This is a genomic window from Pedobacter sp., assembly GCF_040513095.1.
Lineage (GTDB): Bacteria > Bacteroidota > Bacteroidia > Sphingobacteriales > Sphingobacteriaceae > Pedobacter.
This window is the reverse complement of the sequence record NZ_JBEVDX010000134.1, coordinates 1-25,697: the sequence shown is the minus strand read 5'-3', so window position 1 is coordinate 25,697 and position 25,697 is coordinate 1. Positions and strand designations below refer to the sequence as shown.

Below are 25,697 nucleotides of genomic sequence, written 5' to 3'. Positions count from 1 at the left end.
AGGCTGCAAGCAGTCGATTCACCTTTTCTGCACCATGACAATTTTTAGTCAGGAAATTCCCTGTTATGATATTATTTTCTAACTGCAATCCTGTAGCTAAAACGGTGTTGATTCCGTATTTCTTTGCCCAAGGCCGGATCCAGTTTTCAACCGACGCACTGATAATAATGACCTCATGCCCCATTTGCTGGTGCCATTTGATTTTTTCCAAAGCGACTGGATTAACGATCTGTTCAATGTTTGTAATGAACCTCTGGGAAAGCTCATTGAAGCTGTCTATGCTGATACCTTTAAAGAAAGTCTTGAAGAGCCTTTCTTTCGCGGTGTAATTAGGAATGACTTTCAACTTAAAGAGCAGGACGAAAGGGGCCATGTACATGGTGCCTTTCAGCAGGTGGAAAAGTGTAACCGCAAACCGTATAAAAACGGGCAAAGTATCCCTGGTGGTAATTGTTCCGTCAAAGTCAAATACGGCAAGTACTCTTTTGTCATTCATATATTGGCTGTTATTTATTTTGTATTACTAGAGATAGTCTTTGCAGATGGAAGCAGAAACATCGCTTCGGAGCAAATGATATGTTCCGTATTAGCTTTATTTCGAAGATCCTGCTCAGTATAAGGTATATCGTTTTCCTGAAACCGTATACGGTTCGAGCCAGAAATGTTCCATTGTACCGCAATCGTTTGATGAAAATCTTTAATCTTTTCCATTTGCTTTGTGATTCGATTGGTCATAATAAAGTTATACCTGAAAGACAATAATGAAAAGCTTACATTGATACAAAGGCATATGTACATTAACAATTTGATTTTTTTGAACTTATCACCGATATAGAGTTCTGATATCAATAGAACAATAATAGGGAAATACCAAAACTGTGGTACATACCTTGCCCACCAAGACTCTGGCATAATGACAACAGAAACAATAACCAGACCGAGGATGTACAGCCAATTTTTTTTATATTTCCATCTTTCAGGATGTCTGACCAGGAGTATAATGATTAGTGCGATTGATAGGAGGATAATCCCTGAAAACATTGCGCCGAAACCGGCAATCCTGGTGTCAATTGCATAAGAGTTTACAATGTCATTTTTATTGATAGTAAATGGAAGCTTTAGAGCAATTTGTCTTCCATTACTAGCCATAGGATTGTCTGAGTGGCCGAATAAGGAGACGAAAAATTTACCGGCATCATTATGATCTCCAAACCCCGGAGGAAGATTATGCTGCATAATATCAACCTTGTTTTCACCCATTAAGGGATAAAATGGGTGTTTATAATCGAGAGTATTCAAAACATATGTGCTATATCCTATAAACAAAACGGCAACCATTCCGGAAGTCAGTGTAATCAGAAAGGCTTTTCGAAAGAATATTTTTTGATAGTTTACCAGTGCCAGCCAGGCGAGATATGCGAATGAAAATAGTACAATATATACAAGACCAGTGAATTTTATATTTGCTGTCAGAATAATTATGGCGCCTAATACTAAAAAACTAAAGTTGCTTCGCATCCGCACTGTCCATGTGGATACCACAAAAAAGCATAGTAGCATTATGGCTAGCTGCCCGTCGACATAAGTACTCAGAAGCTGGTTTACGGCTATTGGATTTAAGGCTGCAAATACACTTATAAAAATGCATTTTAACAATGATAATTTACCTGAGCTTAAAAGTAGAGCGAGGGTTAGACACAAAGCTGCAATAATCAGCATGAAGTTGGTTGCTTTTCCACTTTCAATACGCTCTGTTAAACTATATAATGTGCTCTGTGGAATTTCAACGCCTTTGGAGTAATGATTAATATAGAGAGCCATATTAACTGAAGCGGGCAGCTTTTTTTTAGTCGGGTTCCAACCATTTTTCAGCTGATAAATTTCCTCCATGTGATATGATTGTCCATCAAAAGAAGCATCGTAAAAGTTTAGAGCGATGATGGTTGAAAGTATAATCACGGCTGAACATGACAATAACGATTTTACAAAGGTGGTGATATTTCCATAGTAGGCCTTTGCAATAAAAAAATATAGTGCTGAAGCCAGTATAAATCCAGCAGGAAACTGCCACTTTGAGACACTAAGACCAATGAAAAACCCTAATGTTACGATCAGAAGCGTCATAGCGATAGTTATGATCAATATCCCTCCGATGGAAAATAAAATCTTCACTGTGTTCTTTGTCTCCTTCATATCAGACCTTTAAATAGATAATGAGAAAAAATGAGACTATCCAGCCTAAAAGTATGAATTGTAAGAATCTATTTTCAAGCAGCACAGTTGTTGGGCTGCCGCTTATACGCCAAACGAAAGTTAGCTGCAGATACCTCAAGACACCCAGGATTACCCAAAATGAAGTGAGATAGGTGCTTTCCCCGAAATTTGCAAGAATCTCCGGAGAAGTACAGTACATAACATAACAGACAACAACAGCAGTGGCCATCATCGTAATTGCAACATTTAAAAACTCGAGATTGTATCCCTGGATATTCTTTCGAGCCTTCTGCCCGGTCTCTACATAACTGGCAACATCATCCCTGCGTTTAGCCAGGGCAAGGAATAATGCGAGTACAAGGGTCATGACAATGATCCAGTGGGAGAGCTGCGTATCCGTGGCTTCCCCTCCAATCAAGATCCTGAGTACAAAGCCTGTTGCGATCAGCATTATATCCAGAAGGGAGATATGTTTGAGCTTAACGGTATAAAGGATATTCTGAAAAAGATATACTGCCGCGATAACCATTACCACGGTATTATTCAGGATGACGAATACTACTGAAGCAAGAATTAAAAGCAAAACAATAAGGAAAATACCTTCTTTTTTCGTTACTGCACCGCTCGCCAATGGTCTGTTCCTTTTTTTTGGGTGTATTTTGTCGCTTTCAATATCAAGCATATCATTGAAAACATAGACTGCGCTGGCCAGGAAAGAAAATCCAAGAAAAGTAAGTCCGAGATTATATAGCACATTCTGCTGCAACAGCTTTAAAGCGAAAAACGCAGGTAAGAAAATAAACAGGTTTTTACTCCATTGCGGGATTCTTATTAGTTGTAGATAAGAGCGCAGTTTTTTCATCGAGATTTGATTAATTTATAAACAAATATAATTATTTCCCGGAAAGGCGTGGACTTTAACTGCGCTAAAAAACATTGATCCGTGTAAAATATAAGATGAAAAAAAGCATGTACTGATCGATGAAAATTAGTTGTTCGTCGACACTTTGGAACCTTACTACTTATTACGCATAAATTAAGGACGTGGATCTTTTGCACACTAAAACCGGTGGCACGTAATTTTTTTTATGCGCTAATTTATGCCTTAAACACAATGTGTTTTTTAGTGAGGTAATTGAAAAAAGCAACAATAATGATTGCGAGAGCCTTGCAGACCTGAATATTCAGTTTGATGACCTCAAAAAACAGCCAAAGTATCAATTGATTCAGCGCAATGGCCAGCACTGAAAAAAGGATAAAGGATAAAAATTCATTCCTTTTTGAATGTTTGCTTTTTTCAAATACAAATGCTCTTGATAGTACATAATTGATAATAATTGCAATTACGATTGAAATCACATTGGCAACCAGATATTCAATTTTGGTGAATTTGATAAGAATGTTAAATGTAATAAATTCAATACATGCGCAAAATCCACCTACCAAAATAAATTTAAATACCTGTTGTCTGAAAATTGATCTTATAAATTCCAAAGTCTTATTTTTTATTTACTTGTATGGCGTCGTCAATCCTGTTGAGGATACTTTCATCGTGGAATTCGTCAAATTTTCTTGCGAAAAGCATGTTTGAACTTTCGATAGCGTCAAAATCAGACAGCACAAATGATTTGGGGTTTGGGTTGCCCTCAGACCAGTCTATATACCGCAGATTATCATTGATTACATTTTCCTGGTGCGGAGAGTTCATAATCAGGGTAGGTATAACAAATTCGTCTGTTCCCCAGCAATATTTCAGGAACCTGATCATCTTGGGGCTGTTATTGAATTTCTCATTCATATACGCAGCACATTCAGTGGATATTGTCCACCAGGTTGATTTATTTCCTCCGTATACTTTAGTGTATTCAGGGAACTTTCTGGCAGGTGTAAGCTTGTTGAGGATTCGCTCTGCGAAGAATTTACCTTTGAAATTAAAATCAGTTAAATGATATTTTTCATAACGGTCAAAAGCAGTCTTCCACCATTCTGAGTTGTGATCAGCGTCAAATGAAATGAAATTTTTACCCTTGTTCTGCTGCAGGAAATTATAAATTTGTTCAGGATTGACAATGGGATAGTCCTGTCCGCTCAGCAGATTAATGAAATCATATTTAACACCCGAATCCAGTACTTCTGCTATAGAATTGAAAATGGCCTGTACGATGGTAAAGCCTCCCCAATTACATGCAACCCGGTTCTTAATCAACTTTACATTGGAGAATTCTTTAATACCCTCCAGTGCTGATGTTGGTACTTTGGCATCAAGGTGTATATAAAAATCAAATTGTGGGTGCTGCAACGTTTTAACTAACCGTACCAACTGACTGTGATTTTTGTGCGTAAGAATAATGTGGGCAACGCGCATACTTTAGAATGGATGGATGAGGAGGGTTGTATATCTATAATTTAGTTTCGAAGATACTGTTTCTTTCAAAAAAAACCTAATACCTTAGGTGTTATCTGTGTATGGGAATACCAGCGTAAAAATCAACTGTTTAGCAATTCAAATAAATCCCGATAAAGTGACCGTTAAAAACTTAGTTTTTCTTTCCTATGGAAGTTCGTCAGGATACTACCGGGCGATTTATAGTATCCTGAGTCTTGCTGCGTGGGTAAAAGAGAAAATCAATAATTTTCGCTTGATTGTGTATACCGATCAGCCAGAGTTTTTTAAAACTTATCTGGATGGTTTCAACATCACTTATATCATGCTAAGTCCGGAAATGCTAACTGAAATGCTGGCAGGGACTGGTTTTATTCACAGAAGAAAGGTAGCAGTGATAGACCTGACTTTCAAGAATTTCCCTGATGAAGACTTAGTATTTATCGATTCTGATTCCTTTTTCACAAATGAGCCAAAGCCATTTTTTGCGGAGTCGGATGATGCGGTAAGTCTCATGCATGTCAAAGAATACGATTTAGATGGCGGGCTCCGGCTGTTTAACCTGTTTGGCCAGGGGCAGTACCCGCAGGCTTTTATCGAGTATATATCGGACAGGACATTTTTGATCCGCGGCCAGCCTATGGTATTCAATACAAAAGATTACAGTTGGAATTCAGGGATTATAGGCTTGACGAAAAACTTCAGTAGTTATATGAAGGATGTAGTTAAACTTACAGATGAATTTTATGCATATTCAAAGTGGTTTGTCAGTGAGCAACTGGCTTTTTCGTTTATTCTGCAGCGCACAACTACAATCAAATCTGCAGATAGCTTTGTTACCCATTACTGGGGACCCCATCAGCGGATTTTGGTCGATAAGATCATTACCCGGCTCATCACTACTCAATCTTTTTCAGATTTTAAGAATAGCAAATTTATTCGTTCTTCAACAACCAAATTACGTCATATGGTAGAATGCGACCTGATTTATGAGCAACTGAAAATTGCCCTTCGCCAGCGCGATTTCATCTATACTACCAAGAAGGTTATACAATTGCTATTCCTCAAGATTTTTCACATTTCAATCAGGAAACGTAAATAGCCCGATCCTCTATTTGCGCATTTCCCATAACGCCCCTTCATATCGGAAAGGCTTTAATTGAATGTAATATTTCTCCTGCGCGGAAATGAAATCATATTGTTTGTCATAGTTTTCGCGCAGAATATTTTCGATTTTTATCCTGCTGAAAAAGCGGCAGGGATAGGAGGCCGGTATACCATAAAATACCGGAGGTACATGTTGTATAGTAACCCTGTCTTCGTTTTTATCATTGTAATGCATAAAATCCAGGAGAAGATAAGGGATCTTTGTTTGTTTGATCTCCTCAAGCAGCTGGTAAGGCTTACTAAGATATTGAAGGACATTGCAGATCAATAAAAGCTGGGGATCATTTTCTTTCATGCACTCTTCAATAGAATGATAGAATCTGACATGTTCATTTTCAAACTGCTTCTTTCCGGCCGCTACAAATTTTGGTTGTTCGATGATACACCACCTCAGTTTTTTGAGATGTTTGAGATAGTTAATATTCTGATAATAGGTGGTTCCCAGCGACCCTCCAAAGTCAATGACCGTCAGTTCATTATTGTTTAACGAAGCGAGGTATAAGAGGGTTTTGAGCAAGGGGAAATTCATCTGCACCTGATCATATGGAATACCATCCCGTTCATAAGGGATTTCGCCGTTTTTAACCTTTAATGTTGTTTCGATAATCCTGTTTAGAATATGATCCTGATCGTATCCTTCACACTTAGCCTCTGCCTCTTCAAAACTTTTGAATGAGCCTTTCCATCCGTACCTGAAACTATACCACCGTAAACTTGATATAATTGGTGGTGCTAATTCTTTCAGTAAATAATTTGCCATGGTATAGTTTTTAACTGTTTAGGACTCAAACCTGTTTAATACCCCCGCAACATAGCGTATTTGCTCTTCGGTATGTGCAAATGAACAGGGCAGGCTTAAAGTCCTGTGATGGATATCAGCTGAAACAGGGTAGTCAAAATGATGCAGATAATCCTTTAGTGCCGCCTGATCCTGTGGTGCTACAGGGTAATGAATCTCCGTTGCAATATCGTTTGCGGCAAGGTATGCTTTAAGCCGGTCTCTTTCCGGGTGAAGGATATTGTAGATATGGTATACGTTGTAGTAATTATCATCCAGCACAGGCTTGGTAAAAGAATCGTTAAGAAGGTCAAAGTAAATGGAAGCCAGCTTTCTTTTATGCTTGTTAATCTCATCCAGATGGGGGAGTTTGATCCTGAGAAAGGCAGCCTGTAATTCATCAAGTCTGGAGTTGTATCCAACAACCCCGTTATGGTATTTCTTTTCAGAACCATAGTTTCTCAGTTGCCGAAGTTTGTTATAGTCCTCTTCAGATTGACAGATAACGGCACCTGCATCACCCAGTGCTCCCAGATTTTTTGTCGGATAAAAACTGAAAGCCGCGAAATCACCAAATGTCCCCGCCAGTTTCCCCTTATACCTGGCACCATGTGCCTGAGCACAGTCTTCTATAACTTTCAGCTTGTGCTGTTTTGCGATTTCCAGAATTGGGTCCATTTCGCAGCACTGTCCATATAGATGAACAACCATGATGGCCTTCGTTTTTGCAGTAACTGCATCAGCGACCGCCACTGGGTCTATGTTATAAGTACGGGCATCAGGCTCTGCAAGCACCGGGCTTAATCCACAGTGGATTATTGCGAGAATGCTAGCTATATATGTGTTTGATGGAACTATAATCTCGTCGCCAGGCTTAAAGCCACAGCATTTCAGCGATAAGATGAGCGCATCGAGTCCATTTGCTACCCCTACGGCATATTGCTCCTGATGATACAGCGCAAATTCTTTTTCAAAAGCTGCTACTTCCTCACCAAGAATATACCATCCTTTATTGAGGAATTCGGAAAACTTAACCTTTAGCTTTTCCTCAAATGGCTGATTTAATATTTTAAGGCTTTCATACGGTATCATAAGGCTCATAGATGTAATCTTTTGGATCAAAGGCTGTCGACGCTAAAACTAAAAGTATAGCGTTCGGAGAAAAATTATGCATAACATGCCAGTCTTCAGGCAGTAATATCAAACATTTCTCGGGGCTGTCAAGTGTAAAGATTTCTGTTGTAATGCCGTTGTTATTGCTGATCTCACACGATCCCTGAATACAGATTGCAGCCTGGTGGGTCTCATGATGACGGTGGCCGCCACGGTCAGAATGATCTACAGAATAAATATAAAATAAGCGTTTGATCTCGAAGGGAACGATACTGTCGAGAACGGTAAGTATACCACGGCTATCTTTAAACGTTTGTATATTGATGATATGTGCCATGTGTCAATAAGTTGTTATCTATAAAATCTAATATACCAGGGCTGTTGATCACATCAAATTTTCTTGCAAAAAGATCAGTGGACGCAGCCAGTGCATCTGCATCTTCCTCATTTAATATTTTTGGATTTGCCCCGCCGGCGCTCCAGTCAATATATCGGTAATTATTATTCACGATCTTATCCTTTAATGGGGAATTAAGCAAAATTGTCTGAAATACAAATTCGTCAGTAGCCCAGCATAACCAGAAGAAATTCCTTAATTTACTGTCATTCTCAACCTCATTTACAACAAACATTGCTGTTGCAGGACTCAGCATCCAGAACATTGACTTTCCAAATGGCTGAAGTTTATTGGGCAAGGTTCTTTTGGGCATGATAGAATTGATCAGTTGTTCAATCCTGTATTTGCCTTTAAAACTATATGCTGATAAATGATACTTATTCATTCTCAGCAGTCCTTCAGTCCAGTCGTTATTAATGTCGCGGTAACTCAAAAACTCCTTTCCTATATTACTCTCAAAAAAACCATTGATATACTCAGCACTTTTTATCGGATAATCCTGTCCGCTCAAAAAATTGATAAAATCATATTGTATACCTGCAGCAACGATTTCTTTGATACATTCAAAAGTTGCCATCACGGTACTAAATCCTGCCCATGTCACATCTACCCGATTTTTTATAAAATAAACATTGGGTAGTTTCTGCAGATAAAGGTGCGGACTGATGTCAAATTTTTTGTCTACATGGATATAAAAATCAAAATTTTTATGCTGTAAGTTTCGGATCATCCTCTCGGTTTGTCCTGGATTGGTATATGTTAGAATTAGATGGGCAACGCGCATTATAAGGGCATAGTTATTTGCAGATGTGCAAGATACCTATCAATTATTAATAAACGATTAAAATCGCTTTATTTATAACCTGTGGGAGTAAATGAGCGTACTCAGCAGCAGGTCCTTCAAAAATCAAGGTATATTCCAATGAAAATAAGTACTTTTACTACACATGAAGCGCACCTCCATTATTAGTGTCAATTTTAATCAGCCAGAAGTAACGATCGACTTTCTCAGGTCCATAAAAGTTCATGCAAATCTGGCACTAACAGAAGTAATTTTAGTTGATAACGGAAGCAGGGAAAACCGCGAGGCTGATTTTTTAGCTGAGTTTCCCGGGGTCATCTATATCCGTTCTGAACACAATCTGGGCTTTGCAGGAGGAAATAATCTTGGTATCAACAGGGCCAGCGGTGATTATTTACTGCTACTGAACAACGATACCGAAATCACTTCCGGATTGATTGAAACTTTGACAAACGAACTGGATAACAATGCAGATATCGGATTGGTTTCGCCTTTACTGCTGTATTTTGATGCCCCAGAAGTTATTCAATACGCAGGGTTTTCTGAAATGAATTACATGACCTGCCGCAATAGCGTAATAGGGGGGATGGAACTCAATACCGGTCAGTATGATCAGGATAGCCGTGAAACCGCATTTTGCCATGGTGCAGCGATGATGTGCAGAACCGCGGATCTGAAATCCGTGGGTTTGATGGAGGAACAGTTCTTTTTGTATTATGAAGAACTTGACTGGTGTGAAAAGTTCAGGAGGGCAGGGAAAAAGATCTGGTTTACGGGTAAAACTAAAGTTTACCATAAGGAATCAATGAGCGTAGGTAAGGAAAGTATTATCAAAACGTATTTTATGACGAGGAACAGGATACTTTTTATCAGGAGAAATACCAGCATGCTCAATACACTGCTGTTCTGTATCTATTATATCAGTTTTGCTTCACCCAAACAAATACTGATTTATCTTGGAAAAGGACGGAAAGATTTAGTGAAATGGTTTTTTCGTGGAATAGGATGGAACCTCAGCCATTCAAAAGATAGTACTGAATTAGGTTTTAAAATTTAAATATTGATGATTATAATTTTCTGGATCAGCATTTTTCTGATCGTTTACACATTTGTTGGTTATGGCTTTGTACTTTATATCCTGGTAAAAATCAAAGGTATATTTAAAAAACCTTTTGCATTTAAAACCGAAGCGCTGCTGCCAACTGTTACTGTACTGATTGCTGCCTACAATGAAGAGGATATCATCGAAGAAAAAATAGAAAATACCCTGCTGCTGAATTACCCCAAGGATAAGGTCCAGGTGATTTTTATCACCGATGGTTCTTCAGACAGTACCGCCGAAAAAGTCAGCGGATTCAATGAAGTTACCCTGCTTCACCAGGATATCAGGGCCGGAAAGATGGCCGCGATTAAAAGGGCCATTCCCTTTATCGAAGGAGAGATTACTGTGTTTACAGATGCAAATACGTTTCTTAACAAAGATGCGCTGCTGGAATTGGTAAAGCATTACCAGAATCCTAAGGTGGGTGCCGTTGCAGGAGAAAAAAGAATTTTGGTTGATGAAGTCGCGGATGCAAGCTCGGCGGGGGAAGGCTTTTACTGGAAATATGAATCGAAGCTCAAAAAATGGGATTATGAGTTGTATTCCAATGTAGGTGCTGCAGGAGAGCTTTTCAGTATTCGTACCGTACTATATCAGCCTGTAGAGAGTGATACTATCATTGACGACCATATGATTGCCATGCGTATTGCTGAGAACGGTTACATCATCGCTTATGAACCCGGGGCATATGCTATGGAAACTGCTTCGGCAGATGTAAAAGAGGAACTCAAAAGAAAGATCAGGATTGCTGCGGGAGGGATACAATCCATTCTTCGTTTAAAAAAAGCGGCAAACCCTTTTAACAATCCGGTATTTACCTTTCAGTATATCAGTCACAGGGTTTTACGCTGGACAATCACGCCATTTCTCCTGTTTCTGGTATTTATCCTGAATGCGGTCATCGCGGTTGATACACATAGTACTTTCTACCAGGTATTCTTCGTACTGCAGGTGCTTTTTTATCTGCTAAGTATTACAGGCTTATACTTTGAGCGCCGAAATATTCGCGTAAAGGCGCTTTTCATTCCATATTATTTTTGTGTGATGAACTATGCAGTACTTGCGGGTATCATCAGGTATTACAAAAAGAATCAGAGTGCGGCCTGGGAAAAATCAAAAAGGAAAATCTGATTTCCGGCAGCAGAGGGTTCAAAGGCTATGCTCATGATGTAACCGGAATTGATATCAATGGTTGTCAGTTCCCAATTACTGGTCAATCCATTAATTTTTACCGGAATTTTGTCTCCTTCAGGCATACAGCTGATCGTATTCAGCTCATTGATCAGGCCCGATCCCATACCTTTCAGGAATGCTTCCTTTCTGGTCCACAGGCGGAAGAATTCCTGACGGGGACTGGCACTCTGTTTCAGATAGTCTGATTCTTCGTCAGAAAATGTATAATCGGCAACAGACTGATAGTCAAAATTCGGTTTCACAAATTCAACATCAATTCCTATCCGCTGCCTTGCAATTGCGATCACTGCCTGGTTATCCGAATGGGATACGTTAAAATGAATTTCCTGGTGTTCCGCAAGCACCGGCTTTTTATTTTTAGCTTGTGTGATATGTATTTCGCGGGGCTCTACAGTTAAGGTATCCGCAAGTAATATTTTTAATATTGCCCGGGTAATGATAAACTGCTGGGCATCTTTTTTCTGGTGAAAACGCGCTGCATAAGACATTTCTTCTGCTGTTAGGATCTGCACATAACTTGCCAGAACAGGAAGCTGACTATTTATGTCGATTACCCAGATATTAATCCTGCCTTCGGAGCTGTCGGGCGATCCGGTTTCCCGAAGCTGAGGTATACCCTCACCAGTTACACTATAGTCTGACACAATACATTTATGACACGTTATCTAAAACTTCCTGCAGTTTTCTTGCAAAGGACTTATCATATGGTGACAGAAGCATAGTTTTATGATCTCCGGGAACATCATACACTTCTACGCCCTTCTTCGCATACTTGGACCATCCGAGTGACTTATAATCTTCCACAAAGTAAACATTGTCCGTTGCCCTGAACAAATGGATCTTTTCATCGAAAGGAGCAAGTTTATAAGCCTGATAAGCGATTTCATATTTCTCATCAATTCTGCGCATGATCTCGTAAATAGCTCCCTGCCGCTCTTCCTTCACTTCATCTATCCCTAATATAGCATTTACCTTTTTCGAAAGCAGATATCCCTGGTATCCCAGGGTCTTTTTTGGATTGCGGATCAGTGATTTGATAATCCACCAGAATTTTGGAAGCTGCTTTTTGATTTTTTCAACATACACATCCATTCCTGTTCCATGGAAATCAAGATTTTTCGCATTTGTATCAAAAATAGCCAGAAGTTTAATCTCATGACCCATCAGTCTTAGCTGTCTTGCCATTTCAATAACCACATAGCCGCCAAATGAATATCCTGCCAGTGCATAAGGCCCTGTCGGGTTTTGTGCAAGAATACTGTCTATATAATATCTGGCAATGTCTTCCATGTTATCCATTGGTTCCTCCACGCCGTCAAGCCCCTGCGCCTGAATACCGAATACAGGTTGTTCCGTATCTACATGCAGCCCTATGCCGCTAAAGTTCAGAACATTGTAACCGCCACCATGAACGATGTAGATCGGTGTTTTGGAACCCGAAGGTTTAATGGGCACCAGTGAAGTGTAGGCTGTAGGCCTGTTTTGTCCGTCAAACAGCCTGGCCAGCGTTCTGACCGTAGGATATTCAAAAAGGGTTGCCAGTGGCAGTCCATGGCTGTTTACCTTTTCGATCTGGATCATAAACTGAATCGCAATCAGCGAATGTCCCCCCAGTTCAAAGAAGTTGTCATCAATACCGATACTTTTAATATTGAGCAGTTCCTGCCATATTTTTACAATCTCCTTTTCCGTTTCTGTCTGAGGAGCAGTGTAGTTAATCTGATTGGCAAAGTGCTGCTGATCGGGCGCTGGAAGTGCAAGTTTGTCAATTTTACCGCTGCTGGTACGGGGGAATTCTTTCAGCCATACAAACACCGAAGGAATCATATATACAGGCAACCTGTGCTGTATTTCGGTCCTTACATAACTTGTGTCTTCCTGTCCGTTTGATGAAGAGATATAAGCCACCAGCCTTTTCTGTCCATTATGGTCTTCTTTTGCGGTGACTACAGCCTGTGCAATTCCGGGAACGCGGTTGAGCATAACTTCGATCTCTCCGATTTCAATTCTGTATCCCCTGATTTTAACCTGATCGTCATTACGGCCGATAAATTCTATATTGCCGTCAGTTAAGATCCTTGCAAGATCTCCGGTACGGTAAATGCGTGTCTGACTATTATTTTGCAGGCTCAGCTGCACAAATTTCTGACTGGTAAGTTCCGGCTTATTCAGATAGCCCGAAGCCAGACTGGCGCCGGAAATACACAGCTCTCCGATTTCTCCATCATTCAGAATTTCCAGGTTTTCACTGGTAATATAAATCTCCGTATTTGCTATTGGTTTTCCAATGTTGGGTAATCCCGGCCAGCGCGAGGGACTTCCGCTGAGTTTGAGTTGCGTAACCACATGGCATTCTGTGGGACCATACTGGTTGTATAAAACACAGCCAGGTATGTTTTTAAAGAAGTTCTCTACCTGCGGCGTAATTTTTAGCTGTTCTCCGGCGGTCATTACCTCCTGCAGAGCAGATGGAAATGTTTCTATACTGCCCGCTGTTTCTGCGAGAAACTGGAGGGCCACAAAGGGCAGGTAAATCCTGTTGATTTTGTTACGCTCAATCTTTGCCAGCAGGTTGTCCGGGTTTAACCTCATCACGTCATCTATCAGGATCAGCAAGCCGCCGCTGGTAAGGGTGGCAAATATCTCCTGAAAGGATACATCAAATGTTAAGGGTGCAAACTGTAAGGTCTTGCTGTCAGCCGTAGCAACAGAGTTCTGGTTTTGCCATAGAATCAGGTTAACCAGTGCGCGCTGCGTAAGGTAAACTCCTTTTGGTTTTCCGGTAGATCCTGATGTATATAAAACATAGGCATTTGGATTTTCAAAAGAGAGTGCCTGTTCAGGCAGGCTGTAAGTGCGGTCAAAATCTATGGTTTCAAGATCAAGTTTATTAAAGAACTTATTTTCTATGGCACTTGCCACGCAGAAATTAAGCCCTGAATCATCAATGATCTGATTCAATCTGTCTTCAGGATAGGTAGGGTCCAGCGGAAGGTATGCTTTCCCGGCTTTGAGGATGGCAATGACAGCCACTACCATGTTTAATTCCCTGGTCGTACTGATACCGATGATCTCTTCATCTGGAGCATAATGTAAAATTGCCCTGCTCAGGTTATCAGCCCTGATATTCAGATTGCTGTAACTGATAGATTCATCTTTGAAACTGATTGCTGGTTTGTCCTTAAAACTTTGTGCAGCATTTTCAAATAACTGCTGGATGGTGATATTCCCGAGTTCAGTTTTCTCTCCTGAACTGCTCACCTGTTTTCTGTTGGAAAACGTAGTGGTTCTCTTAAAAATTGGTTGTTTAAGATAATCGGCAGTGCCCGGTACGAGGAGGTCACTGATCTTATTTGCAGGACGTGCAACTATAAAATTCAGAATCTGCAGATAGCCGTCCATCATCTGACGGATCGTTTGTTCATCAAATAACTGGGTATTGAAAGACCATTCCAGTGTCAGTGATTTCTCTGATCCGCTGGCGTTGATGAACAGTTCAAAACTTTCGTATTCCCTGGGGTTACTGATCAGTTTATATTCCAGTCCCTCAAAAGATACATCATCGTCAAGCCCCATATCCACATTGAACACTACCGGTACCAGTGGTATCCGTGAGGGATCTCTTGCAATCTTGAGTTTGCGCAGCAAGTTTCCCCAGGTGATCTGCTGATGATCAAATGCATCCAGTATTCCGGGTTTTCTTATTTTGAGATATTCTTTGAAACTGTAATTTTTGCTTGGGCTGCTCTTTAGCGGGAGCAGGTTTACACAATGTCCAACCAGGTTATAATTTCCGGTGATGGATTGTCCGGATGCGGGCAGGCCTACAACAATTTCTTTCTGGCCTGTTATCAGCTGAAGGAAGATCTCAAAGGACGATAATAAAGTAAGAACCAGACTGGTCCCTTCAGTTTTGCCTGTAGCTTTTAAACCCTGAACCAGATCAGTATCAAGCCGGAAATCCAGGCGCTTGCTTTTAAATGTGCGTGCTGCCGGCCGCGGATAAGTGGTGGGCATATCCAGCACCGGGATATCTTTGTTATATTGTTGTAACCAGTACTGTTCTATAGTTTCACGTTCCTTACTGTCTGCAAAATGAAGCTGTTCATTAGCAAATTCTGTAAGGAGTTTTGCTTCGGGCAATACCGGGGCTCGCTGGCCTGCCAGGGCAGAATAAAATTTACTGATATCCTGTAGTATGATACCCAGTGACCAGCCATCGCAAATAATATGGTGCCCGGTGAAAGTAAAGTGATATTCCTGATCGGAGAGCTTATGAATACCTGCTTTAAACAGTGGGCCGTCCAGCAGATCAAAGAGGTGCAGGGCATCTCCGGTAATATATTCGTTCAGCGACTTTTCCTGGTCTTCCGGAGACAATTGAGAAAGATCAGTGTAAGTAAGATAATCTGTTACCTGATCAAGAATGATGATTGTTGAGCCATCCTGACTAAAAACTGACCGGAGCGCTTCGTGCCGCTGTGCCAGCTTCTCAAGCGCCTTCTTTAAAAAGCCAGCTTTGACATCACCTTTTAGCCTGAGAGATACAGATTCATTATACCCCCTGCTTGCATCCTTTCCACCCAGCATACAAGAAGTCCAGATTTCCTTTTGTGGTTCTGTTGCAGGTGCTGTATTGAGCACCTCGCCACGGGCAAAAGGATCAAAATCTACCTTCTTGTAGGTTATCTCATCTAATAGTTCTGTCATTTCTCATTTATTTTACTCCACCTGGAGGTAATTGTCCGGATTATCTGGGTCAACGATGAACCAGGCCGGATTTCCTGCCTTATCTCTACCAAGTCTCGCTCCCTCAACGGGTGGTTTCATACCCTCAGCCTTTTCTGGCTTAGCTGGTGCGGAATGGGGAATTAAATTCACATTCATCAATTCATGAATGCTTTCTCTGAACTTTGCTGCGATCAGATCAATCTCCTCAAGTGTATGCGCTTCGGTAAGAAAACACGGGAAACCGTCCCAGATATGGATTCCTTTTTCACGCATCAGTGTAAATAATAACTCACTGTAAGGATATTCTTGTTTGAATTTAATTTTCCATAACGAACCAAAGTGGGCAGCGTACAGGGGAAGATCAAACTCCTCAGCAGTATTATTCAATAAGCCTGCCAAATAAGTTGTGTTGTCGTTTAAGGTTTTCTGGAATTGCGTTCCTTTTCCCTTCAGATACAGGAGAGTAGCTCTTCCTGCAGCCAGTGCCAGGGGATGTCTTACAAAGGTTCCTGCGAAGTAAGTAACACCAATTTCAGGAAAGGAGTCGTCTCCATATTGCCAGAAACCACCGTCAAGCGCATCCATAAATTGTTTTTTTCCGGCGATGGCACCGATTGGCATACCACCTCCGATTACCTTTCCGTAAGTGCCCAGGTCAGCCTGTATCCCAAATATAGCCTGTGTTCCACCCTGGTGTGCACGGAAACCTGTAATTACCTCGTCAAAGATCAGCACACTTTCCGATTGAAGGGTAATCTCCCTCACTTCTTTTAAGAAAGCTACAGGTTGAAATTCAGGTCTTCTGCTTTGTACAGGCTCTACGAGTACCGCAGCAATTTCAGCAGCTCTTTCCCTGATGATCTGTAAACTTTCGTCAGTCCCGTAATCCAGGATCAGCATGTTTTGTACAGCCTCTGGCATAATGCCCGGAGCTGCGGGGAAACTTTTTAATTTTTTAGTCCCCCTGATAATTACCTCATCATTGATCCCGTGATAAGAACCGGAGAAAGCCACGATTAGTGAACGGCCTGTTACTGTTCTGGCAATCCTGATGGCGCCAAGTACAGCTTCTGAACCCGTGTTGCACAGCGCAGCACGGTCGAATCCGGTAAACTCACAGATAAGTGCACTCAGCTCACCTGCCAACTCATGCTGGGGGCCAATTTCATATCCTTTCTCAATTTGGTCCAGTACCGCAGCTTTCAGCACAGGATGCTGATAACCCAGTAAATTAGAGCCAAAGCCATTCAGGGCATCTACATATTCATTTCCGTCGATATCCCATAAATGGCTGCCGAGCGATTTGTTGGTGACGATAGAATAAACGATCTCTTTCGTGTAGGGTTTAAATCCTGATACTACCCTCGGATCGGCCATCTGTGCCCTGTTTTTTTGCGTATAGGCCTTACTTCCGGCTGTTTTTTGATTGTAACGCAGCGTTAGCTTATCCAGAAAATCTTTCTGTGCTGGTTCTAAAGAAGCAGACTGTTTTTCTATTCTTGCTACTGCACCAAATGGTTTTTTAATTTCTGCGAGTTCTTCAGCTGAAATGCCTGCTAAAGAAAGGTCCTGTTCTGCTGAGTTGGATGATAAAAATGAGGGTGCAAATTTTACCGGTGAAGGAGCAACTGGTGTAACATCCGGCATAATACTTTCAGTATAGGTCAGCCGCGCACTTGCCTCATCAATTATATGGGGCACGCCCTTCATCAGTTCAACTTGTTTGGATAGAAGCTGCAGCTGTTGTGCGATAAGTCCCAGTGCAGAATCTGAGGGGGTAAAAGCTCCTGAAGGCTGTGCTGTGCTGCTTCGCATTGGTGCTGCTACAGCTGCGGCCGGAGCAACCGGTGCTTTTTCTGCAGGGAGGCTTTGGTCTACAAAGGAAGCAAGGGTCTCTATTGTGGAATACTCTTCATTCAGCTGTCTGAAAGTGATGGGCAGTGCAAACTCCTTTTTAAATATAAGGGCTACCTGTGTTAGCAGGAGTGAATCCAGCCCGATCTCAATGAAGCTCATATCCGGTGTCACACCTTCCATTTCAATTCCTGAAGCATCTTCCAGGATCTGTTTTATTTTGTCTATTAAAGTATCTTTCCTCATGGCAGTAGGTGCTTCTGTTATCGGTTGGTTAATCGTGTATGATAGTAGTTTGGGTTCTGCCCAAAATCTTTTCTTATGGTAACTGTAAGTTGGCAGATCAATTGTCCGTCTTTTCTGATTTTGATAGAAAGCCTGCCAGTCAGGGTTTATGCCCAGCTGCCATACTTTTCCCAGTGCATTCAAAATGGAATCACATGCTCCCGATACTTCTTTTTTATCCAGGCTGGCAATGGCATTGAAACTGGTTTTTGTTCCGTGCTGCCAGGCAAGGGTTGTACAGGTATTTCCGGGTCCGGACTCTATCAGCAGGGGGTTATCAAGTTTTAGGATGGTATCTATCGCGGGAGAGAAGAGAACGGTGTTCCTGAGATGATTTGTCCAGTAGGCAGGGTCCTGAGCTTCAGCATCGGTCAGAAATTCACCTGTTGCAGTAGATACAATTGGCTTCTGTGGCCTTTTTAGTTTTACCTGCTCAACGACCCCGGCAAAAGCTGCCAGCACGGGCTCCATCATCCATGAATGAAAGGCATGACTGGTAAGCAGTTTTTTGTGCAGGATTTGTTTTTCATCCAGCAGCTGCTGAAATAACTGGATATCTTCATCAGTTCCTGCGACTACGCATAACCTTGGGCTGTTTACAGCGGCAACAGACAGGGCTGGAGGAAGGAATTCTTGGATAGCCTCAAATGGAGAACGTACACTCAGCATACTTCCCCCCGGCAGCTTACTCACCAGCTCACCCCTTGTGGCGATCAGTCTAAGCCCGTCTTCCAGCGAAAATACGCCCGCCAGATGTGCAGCAACGTACTCACCGATACTATGTCCGCAAAGTATCGAAGGCTGTATTCCCCAGCTCATCCATAATTTGGCAAGGGCATAGGAAATTACAAACAGGGCAGGTTGTGTATATTTTGTATTGCTGATATCGGCTTCTGCCTGCAAAGTACTTTCAGTATAGATCACCTCACGAATATCCTTATCAAGATGCATTGACAGGATGTCTGCGCATTCATCAACAGCGGTTCTGAATACCTGTTCGTTGTGATAAAGCTCAGCGCCCATGTTGAGGTATTGCGCGCCCTGACCCGGAAACATAAATACGGTTTCTCCAGGCAGTCTTTTTAGTGGACTGGCCGACAATGGTATTTGTGCTATTGCGTTATCAAATTCCTGTTCTGTACCTGCAACAATAAAATTGCGGTAGTTAAAGTTTTCCCGGGTAGTCTGCATCGTGTAGGCTACATCAGCCAGGTTGATCTCTGGAGAAGCAGTGAAATACTCTTTTAAAACAGACCGGTAGGCTTGCAGGCTTTCAGCTGATTTTGCAGACCAGCTGAGGAGCTGTTTTGTTCTGCCCTGATCTTCATTTGCCGGTTCAGGATGATCGTGTTCCTCCATTACCACATGGACATTGGTACCACCCACACCAAATGAGCTTATACCGGCGCGCCTGACTGTTACAGTATCCCATGATTTGAGTTTTTGGTTCACATAAAATGGTGACGAATCAAAATCAATATTGGGATTTGGCCGGTTAAAGTTTATAGAAGGAGGTATCTCTTTATGGTATAATGCCAGGGTGGTTTTAATCAGGCCTGCCACACCAGCCGCAGCCGTCATATGGCCCATATTGCTCTTGATTGAACCTATGGCACAGTATTGTTTCTCAGTTTGTTCACCAAAGGCCTGTTTTAGTCCTTCAATCTCAATTGGATCTCCAATAGGTGTTCCGGTGCCATGTGCTTCTATATAGGATAGGCTCGAAGGATCAATATCTGCATCACTGATTGCCATTGATATTGCTGCAGCTTGTCCCTCAGTACTTGGGGCTGTGAAACTGCCTTTATTGCTGCCGTCGTTATTTACACCGGTACCTTTAATGACCCCATAAATAGTATCACCATCCAGCTTTGCAGCTGCCAGTGTTTTTAGAAGCACAACTCCCGCACCGTCACTGAAAACTGTTCCTGTAGAACTTTCATCAAAAGACCTGCAATGTCCGTCTTTGCTCAGCATGGCGCCTTCCTGATAAATGTGGCCACTTTTAACCGGGGATGTAATGCTTGCCCCGCCTGCTAAAGCCACATCACACTGATTTTTGCGCAAGCTTTCCACAGCTTGTGAAATGGCAAGGAGGGAAGTTGAACAGGCTGAAAAAACACTGACTGCAGGTCCTTTCAGATCCAGTTCGTAGGCTGTTCTGGAAGAAATATAATCTTTTTCGTTGACCGTCATTACCTGGAAACTCCCAACCTGGTCAATGAGATCGGTATTTCCTGCAACATTGTGCTGGTAATAGCTATTGTTTCCTGATCCGGCGAATACACCGATCAGTCCGTCATATACGGATGGGAGGTATCCCGATTTTTCAAGTACATCGCGGCTGATTTCCAGGAAAATGCGCTGCTGAGGGTCCATCACCTCTGCAAGCCTTGGGTTGATGCCAAAAAATAAGGGGTCAAATAATTCAGTATCTTCAATGATCCCTCTTGCGGGTACGTAATCCGGATCATTCTTTATTTCGTCGGGTATTGAATAGTCCAGTTCTTCCTCGCTGAAAAAACTGGTAGTTTCTCTGCCGTTGCGCAGTACATCCCACAGTTCATCAATAGTTCTGGCGCCGGGGAAACGTGCTGCCATGCCAATAATGGCGATCGGCTGTCCTGAATCAGCAGATTGCGTTAGTTTCCTTTCTGGTTTTTTGCCCGGTGAAGCCGGATTCAGAAAATTTACGATCTGGCTGATGCTTGGAAACTGATACAGCTTCGTGATCGGCAGTTCAATACGGTGTTCTGACCGTAGCAGGGAAACTGTTTTTAAGGCGAGTAAAGAGTTACCGCCAAGCTCAAAGAAATTATCGTTTATACCTACGGTATCCAGTTCCAGTACGGATGCCCATGCAGCAGCGATTTGCTTTTCTGCGGCTGTTTTTGGCGGACTGTACAAAACGGACATCTCCGGACGTTTACGTTCTGGCTGCGGCAATGCCTTTTTATCCACTTTACCGCTGCTTGTTTTTGGCAGGTCCTGCATCCATATAAAAGAGGAGGGAATCATGTAATCCGGCAACTTTGCTTCAAGGTATCTGCGTACCTGGGCTGTGCTTTCGGTTCCGTTATCTGCCACAAGGTAAGCCAGCAGCCTGCTCTGGCCAGCCGCATCATTTTTAGCAATTACTATAGCCTGTTTGATACCCTCAATTGCATTGAGCAGGACTTCGATCTCTCCAAGTTCAATTCTGTAACCCCTGATCTTTACCTGGTCATCTCTTCTTCCCAGGAAATCTATAGTGCCATCCTCAAGGATGGATGCCAGATCTCCCGTCAGGTACATTCTGTTCTCTACACCATCAACACTGATCCGCACGAACTTTTCTGCAGTCAGTTCAGGCCTGTTCAGGTAACCTGCGGCAAGGCTTATTCCCGCAATGGCCAGTTCCCCGGTTTCTCCCTGCGGCACCAGGTTTTTATCCTGATCTATAATATAAATTGCAGTGTTTGAAACTGGTATTCCAATATTTGGTAATAATGGCCATTTATCTGCAGCTCCGTGCAGTGCAAGTTGTGTAACCACATGACACTCTGTTGGCCCATACTGGTTGTAAAGTACACAATTGTTCAGTCCATTAAAAAAGTCCCTCACCTGGGGAGTAATCTTCAGCTGTTCGCCGGCAGTGATTACTTCTTTCAGGCTCTGCGGAAAATGAAGGGCGCTGCTTGCTGCCTCCGCAAGAAACTGAAGGGCAACAAAAGGAAGAAAAATACGGTCGACCTGTCTTTCACTGATATATCTCAGCAGGTTCACAGGGTCCAGCCGCAGGTCATCACTCACCAGTACCAGAGTTGCGCCAGTCGTAAGTGTTGCGAAGATCTCCTGGAATGAAACATCAAAACTTAAGGGTGCAAACTGTAGAGTTCTGCTGTCAGGGCCAGCAACCGAATGCTGATGCTGCCACAAGATTAAATTTGACATTGCTTTCTGTGTCATATACACTCCTTTGGGAATACCCGTGGAGCCTGATGTATATAACACATAAATATTTGGATTTTGCTTTAATTCAGTGTTTTTCAGCTCGGATGGCAGGCCCAGCAGAGCGGAAGAGCAGGTTAATCCAAGGTTGCCAAAGAACGCTTCGTCCTGTAATGTTGTTAAACAGGTTTTGATACCAGAGTCTGTGATGATCTGCTGAAGCCTTTGTACAGGGTAAGCCGGATCTAAAGGTAAATAGGCTTTTCCGGCTGCAAGTACTGCCAGCACCGCAACGATCATGTCAACAGAACGGCTTGTACTCACACCAATGAGCTCCTGCTCAGCTGCGCTGAGGACAATACTGCTACTTAAGCGTTGTACTCTTTCCTGCAGAGCAGCATAGGTTACATGCTCATTTTCAAATGATACGGCAATATGTTTTGGAAAACGTTTTACGGTATCTTCGAAGAGACTATAGATGAGTGGAAGATGGTCTGTATCGTTAAAAACTTGTTTATTTATGTTTTCCATTGAGTTCCAATTTTTTTAACTGATCGTAGATTTCTTTTTTAACGAACAGGCGCTTTAATGCGACGGTAGAATGCACCAGAACATAGCCGGCTTTTCTTAGCTTGTCGCAGCTGTTTTTAATCCTGAAATGGAATGCCTTATCTTTTGTATTGTAAATTTCATCAAATTCGACCAGTATTGCTTTCACATCCAGCTTATCTTCTACAATTGAGTCGATTACCTTATATTCAGCACCTTCTATTTCAAGTTTAAGTAAATCAACATGTGCATGTCCAAGTTGTTTCATCATATTTCCCAGGCGATCTACAGGCGCTTCAATAAAACTCTTGGAGTCTGTAAACAAATAAGCAGAATGCGAAGAGTAATTCTCCCTTTCCGGGTCATAAAATTTGAGAATATCTTTTTTATCCCAAAGGCCAACTGCAACAAATTCAATTTCATTAAATTGTTCTGGCTTGATTTGATATACATAAGGGTTCAGCTTTTTGTCGAGTGTTAAAGGTGTACCCTTATTAACGTACGCCTTTACTTCTTCAAAATGATTGATGCCATAGGGCGAAGGATCAAAAATGTATACCCTGGAATCAAATTTCATTTTGAGCTCCGTGTCAAAAGAAATGTCCTCACCGGCTCCAACACAATAAACTATAGAATCTGAATTCAGAAAATGATCAGGTACAAGATAACCGCATCGCTCCGAACCAAAATAGCTCAGATTTTGCAGCGGGTTTACGTTGGACTGTGGGTGGATACCCAGCATTTTTTTTATGAGTTGCGTCGCCATTAAATGATACTATTTTTATTCTTTTTAAGCCCTTGTTTGCTTTTTTTTTTGAATCTGCTTCTATTAACCAGGAGATACGAAAGTACAAATTCTTGTAAAGATGCCATGGGCGCATTTGACTTTAATCGATTTTCTCCCGCTTCCTTTATTGGGAAAATGTTTTAAAATAAGAGTTTTTTCATCTTAATCAGTTCTTTACAATTATCAAGCCTGTTTTTCATCCACTGATATTATTTAAATTTATTTGTCCGGACATTCTTAAAATGAGTTTGTGTAAACAAAACAGGCAGTTATTTTATTATACGTGTTATTATTTTACACAATTATATTCAATACTTTTGGGACTAATAAGAACAGGTCAAACCCGGTAGAGATTTCCTTATGGAAAAAGATGAAATTGTCATTAGCGAGATATTGGCCGCAGCCAAGTCCTTATTTGGTAGGTTGGGGTTGAAGAAGACTACTATTGATGATATTTCCGCGGCTTCGGGAAAGGGGAAAAGTACGCTCTATTACTATTTTCCCGGCAAGAATGAAATATTTGAAGCTGTAGTTAAAGATGAAATGCAGACAGTGATTAGAAATCTGCAGGTTACAGTGGACGCTGCCTCATCTGCAAAAAACAAACTGAAAGCCTTTCTGACCAGTCAAAGTGCCGCGATCATAGAATTACGCAGTCTCTATAAGGTATTGTTTGAAGATATGATCGAGTCGCGCAAGATGTTAATGCCTTTGCGGGTCAAATATGAAAACACCCAGATTGAAATGATCTCAGGGATCATTCAGGGAGGTGTAGCATCGGATGAGTTTAAATATATGTCTGACACACATATCCACAAACTGTCATTGGTACTGATTATAGCTTTCAGGGGCCTACACTTTCCCTTGTCTATAAATCCTGCTGAAATACAACCCCATGAGTATTTTGATGCGCTGGTAGATATGCTTATCGAAGGAATTGGGAATTAACAAATTAAACCGCCATATTTATATGATGAATTACCCCGGGGTGTTAGATCAGGTCAGAGCGCACGTTGCCAACCTGTTTCATGCCAAAAAAGATGATAAACTGATTTACCATAACCTCCTCCATACAGAACAGGTAGTGAAATCAGTAGTGAAAATTGCCAATCACTATCAACTGTCTGATCATGATTTCTTTGTGGTCAATACTGCAGCCTGGTTTCACGATATTGGATACCTGACAAGTTTCGAACATCATGAAGCAAGAGGTGCAGAATCTGCCCGGCAATTTCTTTTAGAGCGGGGTGCTGAACCTGAACTGACTGAACTCGTAGTGAACTGTATTCTGGCCACTAAAATGCCACAGCATCCTGTGGGCTTGCTGGAACAGATTATCTGCGATGCCGACCTGTTCCACCTGGGTGGCGACAACTTTAAAGAGCGAAATAAGCTGATGCGAAAGGAAGCTGAAGCTTTTTATGGAAAAGACATTGATAAGAATGACTGGAGATTAAAAACGATCTCACTTTTTGAAGCCCATCACTACCATACCGAATATTGCCAGGACCTGCTTGGTGCCAAAAAACAGCTGAACTTACAGGAACTGAAAGATAAGGCAGTTAAAGAAGCAGGTAAAGATGATAAGAAGGAACTGAAAGAATATGCCCGGGAAGAGAAACAACAGGAGAAAGAAGACAAGCGGCAGGAAAAGGATGAAATAAAACAGGAAAAGAAGGAGCCGCAGCAATATGATAATGACAGTACGGATATCATGAAAAAAGACAAAGACAAAGACAAAGACAAAGACAACGACAAGGAAATAAAAAAGAAGAAAAGCGACCGTCCTGATAAAGGGATTGAAACCATGTTCAGGATTACTTCCGGCAATAATCAGCGCTTAAGTGATATGGCAGATAATAAAGCCCATATCATGATCTCTACCAACTCGATCATCCTATCTGTTATCCTGAGTATTCTTTTACGTAAACTTGAGGATAACCCGCACCTGATTATCCCGACACTGATACTGCTGATCATTTGTGTAGTGACTATGGTATTTTCCATTCTTGCCACCCGTCCTTCAGTACCAGAGGGAACTTTTACCACAGAAGATATCAGACAAAAGAAAGTGAACCTTTTGTTTTTCGGGAACTTTTACCGCATGGACCTGCCTGAATATGTAGCCGGAATGGAACAGATGATGGAAGACCGCGAATTTCTTTATGGTACGCTGATCAAGGATGTATATTCTCAGGGAGTTGTGCTCGGGCGCAAATACCGTCTGCTAAGGATCGCCTACAATGTGTTCATGTTTGGTATCATCGGTTCGGTTCTTGCGTTTGTAATTGCTGCGGCCTGGGTTGCACTTTAAAAATAGCTATGGAAGAATATACGTTCTATAACCGCGACCTGAGCTGGCTGGGTTTTAACGAAAGGGTTTTGATGGAAGCTGAAAACGGCGATGTCCC

At 41.8% G+C, this 25,697-nt stretch carries 19 protein-coding genes; 6 read left to right on the top strand and 13 right to left on the bottom strand.

The features are described 5' to 3' along the window. The 5 genes from ABWY16_RS15355 to ABWY16_RS15335 form a co-directional block, all read right to left on the bottom strand. The coding region (locus tag ABWY16_RS15355; RefSeq protein ID WP_353905527.1) for an HAD family hydrolase at positions 1–496 on the bottom strand (496 nt) is incomplete at its 3' end. Between the two features lie 14 nt (positions 497–510). Further along, on the bottom strand, positions 511–2,193 hold the full coding sequence (locus ABWY16_RS15350; protein ID WP_353905526.1) for a hypothetical protein: 1,683 nt from the start codon (positions 2,191–2,193) through the stop codon (positions 511–513). 1 nt (position 2,194) lies between these two features. Beyond that, positions 2,195–3,076, bottom strand: coding sequence for a UbiA prenyltransferase family protein (locus ABWY16_RS15345; RefSeq protein WP_353905525.1), 882 nt, complete (start codon positions 3,074–3,076; stop codon positions 2,195–2,197). A 236-nt stretch (positions 3,077–3,312) separates the two neighbouring features. Continuing rightward, on the bottom strand, positions 3,313–3,660 hold the full coding sequence (locus tag ABWY16_RS15340; RefSeq protein ID WP_353905530.1) for a GtrA family protein: 348 nt from the start codon (positions 3,658–3,660) through the stop codon (positions 3,313–3,315). 52 nt (positions 3,661–3,712) lie between these two features. Continuing rightward, positions 3,713–4,579 (bottom strand): beta-1,6-N-acetylglucosaminyltransferase, encoded by an 867-nt coding sequence (locus tag ABWY16_RS15335; RefSeq protein WP_353905524.1) that lies wholly within the window; start codon positions 4,577–4,579, stop codon positions 3,713–3,715. Positions 4,580–4,736: 157 nt separating this feature from the next. Between ABWY16_RS15335 and ABWY16_RS15330 the strand changes: the two genes are divergently transcribed. After that, positions 4,737–5,699 (top strand): hypothetical protein, encoded by a 963-nt coding sequence (locus ABWY16_RS15330; RefSeq protein WP_353905523.1) that lies wholly within the window; start codon positions 4,737–4,739, stop codon positions 5,697–5,699. 9 nt (positions 5,700–5,708) lie between these two features. On the opposite strand, the gene ABWY16_RS15325 is transcribed toward ABWY16_RS15330, so the two are convergent. The 4 genes from ABWY16_RS15325 to ABWY16_RS15310 are packed head-to-tail and all read right to left on the bottom strand — an operon-like array spanning position 5,709 to position 8,836. Continuing rightward, positions 5,709–6,524 carry a methyltransferase, TIGR04325 family gene (locus tag ABWY16_RS15325; RefSeq protein ID WP_353905522.1) on the bottom strand — a complete coding sequence of 272 codons (816 nt, stop codon included), beginning with the start codon at positions 6,522–6,524 and terminating at the stop codon, positions 5,709–5,711. Positions 6,525–6,542: 18 nt separating this feature from the next. Further along, positions 6,543–7,634 carry a DegT/DnrJ/EryC1/StrS family aminotransferase gene (locus ABWY16_RS15320; protein WP_353905521.1) on the bottom strand — a complete coding sequence of 364 codons (1,092 nt, stop codon included), beginning with the start codon at positions 7,632–7,634 and terminating at the stop codon, positions 6,543–6,545. Beyond that, the gene (locus ABWY16_RS15315) at positions 7,621–7,992 is read right to left on the bottom strand and encodes a sugar 3,4-ketoisomerase (protein ID WP_353905520.1); all 372 of its coding nucleotides are present in this window, start codon (positions 7,990–7,992) and stop codon (positions 7,621–7,623) included. The genes ABWY16_RS15320 and ABWY16_RS15315 overlap by 14 nt, the downstream gene beginning before the upstream one ends. Next, on the bottom strand, positions 7,961–8,836 hold the full coding sequence (locus ABWY16_RS15310; protein ID WP_353905519.1) for a beta-1,6-N-acetylglucosaminyltransferase: 876 nt from the start codon (positions 8,834–8,836) through the stop codon (positions 7,961–7,963). The genes ABWY16_RS15315 and ABWY16_RS15310 overlap by 32 nt, the downstream gene beginning before the upstream one ends. A 163-nt stretch (positions 8,837–8,999) precedes the next feature. On the opposite strand from ABWY16_RS15310, the gene ABWY16_RS15305 reads away from it, so the two are divergent. Both ABWY16_RS15305 and ABWY16_RS15300 read left to right on the top strand, forming a co-directional pair. Further along, complete coding sequence (locus ABWY16_RS15305; RefSeq protein ID WP_353905518.1) at positions 9,000–9,911, top strand: glycosyltransferase family 2 protein; 912 nt, start codon at positions 9,000–9,002, stop codon at positions 9,909–9,911. Between the two features lie 6 nt (positions 9,912–9,917). Next, positions 9,918–11,087 (top strand): glycosyltransferase family 2 protein, encoded by a 1,170-nt coding sequence (locus ABWY16_RS15300; RefSeq protein ID WP_353905517.1) that lies wholly within the window; start codon positions 9,918–9,920, stop codon positions 11,085–11,087. Here the strand turns inward: ABWY16_RS15300 and ABWY16_RS15295 are convergent. The 4 genes from ABWY16_RS15295 to ABWY16_RS15280 are packed head-to-tail and all read right to left on the bottom strand — an operon-like array spanning position 11,048 to position 23,265. Next, a complete protein-coding gene (locus tag ABWY16_RS15295) occupies positions 11,048–11,794 on the bottom strand; it encodes a 4'-phosphopantetheinyl transferase family protein (RefSeq protein ID WP_353905516.1) in 747 nt (248 codons plus the stop codon). The genes ABWY16_RS15300 and ABWY16_RS15295 overlap by 40 nt on opposite strands. Positions 11,795–11,801: 7 nt before the next feature. Beyond that, positions 11,802–15,860: a non-ribosomal peptide synthetase gene (locus ABWY16_RS15290; protein WP_353905515.1), complete on the bottom strand. Its 4,059-nt coding sequence runs from the start codon at positions 15,858–15,860 to the stop codon at positions 11,802–11,804. Between the two features lie 12 nt (positions 15,861–15,872). Further along, the gene (locus ABWY16_RS15285; RefSeq protein WP_353905514.1) at positions 15,873–22,481 is read right to left on the bottom strand and encodes an amino acid adenylation domain-containing protein; all 6,609 of its coding nucleotides are present in this window, start codon (positions 22,479–22,481) and stop codon (positions 15,873–15,875) included. Further along, positions 22,465–23,265 (bottom strand): FkbM family methyltransferase, encoded by an 801-nt coding sequence (locus tag ABWY16_RS15280; protein WP_353905513.1) that lies wholly within the window; start codon positions 23,263–23,265, stop codon positions 22,465–22,467. Before ABWY16_RS15280 ends, ABWY16_RS15285 begins: the two co-directional genes overlap by 17 nt. Positions 23,266–23,646: 381 nt before the next feature. Between ABWY16_RS15280 and ABWY16_RS15275 the strand changes: the two genes are divergently transcribed. The 3 genes from ABWY16_RS15275 to ABWY16_RS15265 all read left to right on the top strand — a co-directional run. Further along, positions 23,647–24,234: a TetR/AcrR family transcriptional regulator gene (locus tag ABWY16_RS15275; RefSeq protein WP_353905512.1), complete on the top strand. Its 588-nt coding sequence runs from the start codon at positions 23,647–23,649 to the stop codon at positions 24,232–24,234. Between the two features lie 25 nt (positions 24,235–24,259). Beyond that, entirely contained in the window at positions 24,260–25,600 is a 1,341-nt protein-coding gene (locus tag ABWY16_RS15270) for a Pycsar system effector family protein (protein WP_353905529.1), read from the top strand. A gap of 8 nt (positions 25,601–25,608) precedes the next feature. Beyond that, positions 25,609–25,697 (top strand): hypothetical protein (locus ABWY16_RS15265; RefSeq protein ID WP_353905528.1); only part of this gene is annotated, 89 nt, incomplete at its 3' end.

Excerpts from the sequence above, each read along its gene's own strand:
- ABWY16_RS15350 (WP_353905526.1), bottom strand. The coding sequence starts at position 2,193 with ATGAAGGAGACAAAGAACACAGTGAAGATTTTATTTTCCATCGGAGGG.
- ABWY16_RS15345 (WP_353905525.1), bottom strand. The coding sequence starts at position 3,076 with ATGAAAAAACTGCGCTCTTATCTACAACTAATAAGAATCCCGCAATGG.
- ABWY16_RS15335 (WP_353905524.1), bottom strand. The coding sequence starts at position 4,579 with ATGCGCGTTGCCCACATTATTCTTACGCACAAAAATCACAGTCAGTTG.
- ABWY16_RS15325 (WP_353905522.1), bottom strand. The coding sequence starts at position 6,524 with ATGGCAAATTATTTACTGAAAGAATTAGCACCACCAATTATATCAAGT.
- ABWY16_RS15320 (WP_353905521.1), bottom strand. The coding sequence starts at position 7,634 with ATGATACCGTATGAAAGCCTTAAAATATTAAATCAGCCATTTGAGGAA.
- ABWY16_RS15315 (WP_353905520.1), bottom strand. The coding sequence starts at position 7,992 with ATGGCACATATCATCAATATACAAACGTTTAAAGATAGCCGTGGTATA.
- ABWY16_RS15310 (WP_353905519.1), bottom strand. The coding sequence starts at position 8,836 with ATGCGCGTTGCCCATCTAATTCTAACATATACCAATCCAGGACAAACC.
- ABWY16_RS15305 (WP_353905518.1), top strand. The coding sequence starts at position 9,000 with ATGAAGCGCACCTCCATTATTAGTGTCAATTTTAATCAGCCAGAAGTA.
- ABWY16_RS15300 (WP_353905517.1), top strand. The coding sequence starts at position 9,918 with ATGATTATAATTTTCTGGATCAGCATTTTTCTGATCGTTTACACATTT.
- ABWY16_RS15290 (WP_353905515.1), bottom strand. The coding sequence starts at position 15,860 with ATGACAGAACTATTAGATGAGATAACCTACAAGAAGGTAGATTTTGAT.
- ABWY16_RS15285 (WP_353905514.1), bottom strand. The coding sequence starts at position 22,481 with ATGGAAAACATAAATAAACAAGTTTTTAACGATACAGACCATCTTCCA.
- ABWY16_RS15280 (WP_353905513.1), bottom strand. The coding sequence starts at position 23,265 with ATGGCGACGCAACTCATAAAAAAAATGCTGGGTATCCACCCACAGTCC.
- ABWY16_RS15275 (WP_353905512.1), top strand. The coding sequence starts at position 23,647 with ATGGAAAAAGATGAAATTGTCATTAGCGAGATATTGGCCGCAGCCAAG.
- ABWY16_RS15270 (WP_353905529.1), top strand. The coding sequence starts at position 24,260 with ATGAATTACCCCGGGGTGTTAGATCAGGTCAGAGCGCACGTTGCCAAC.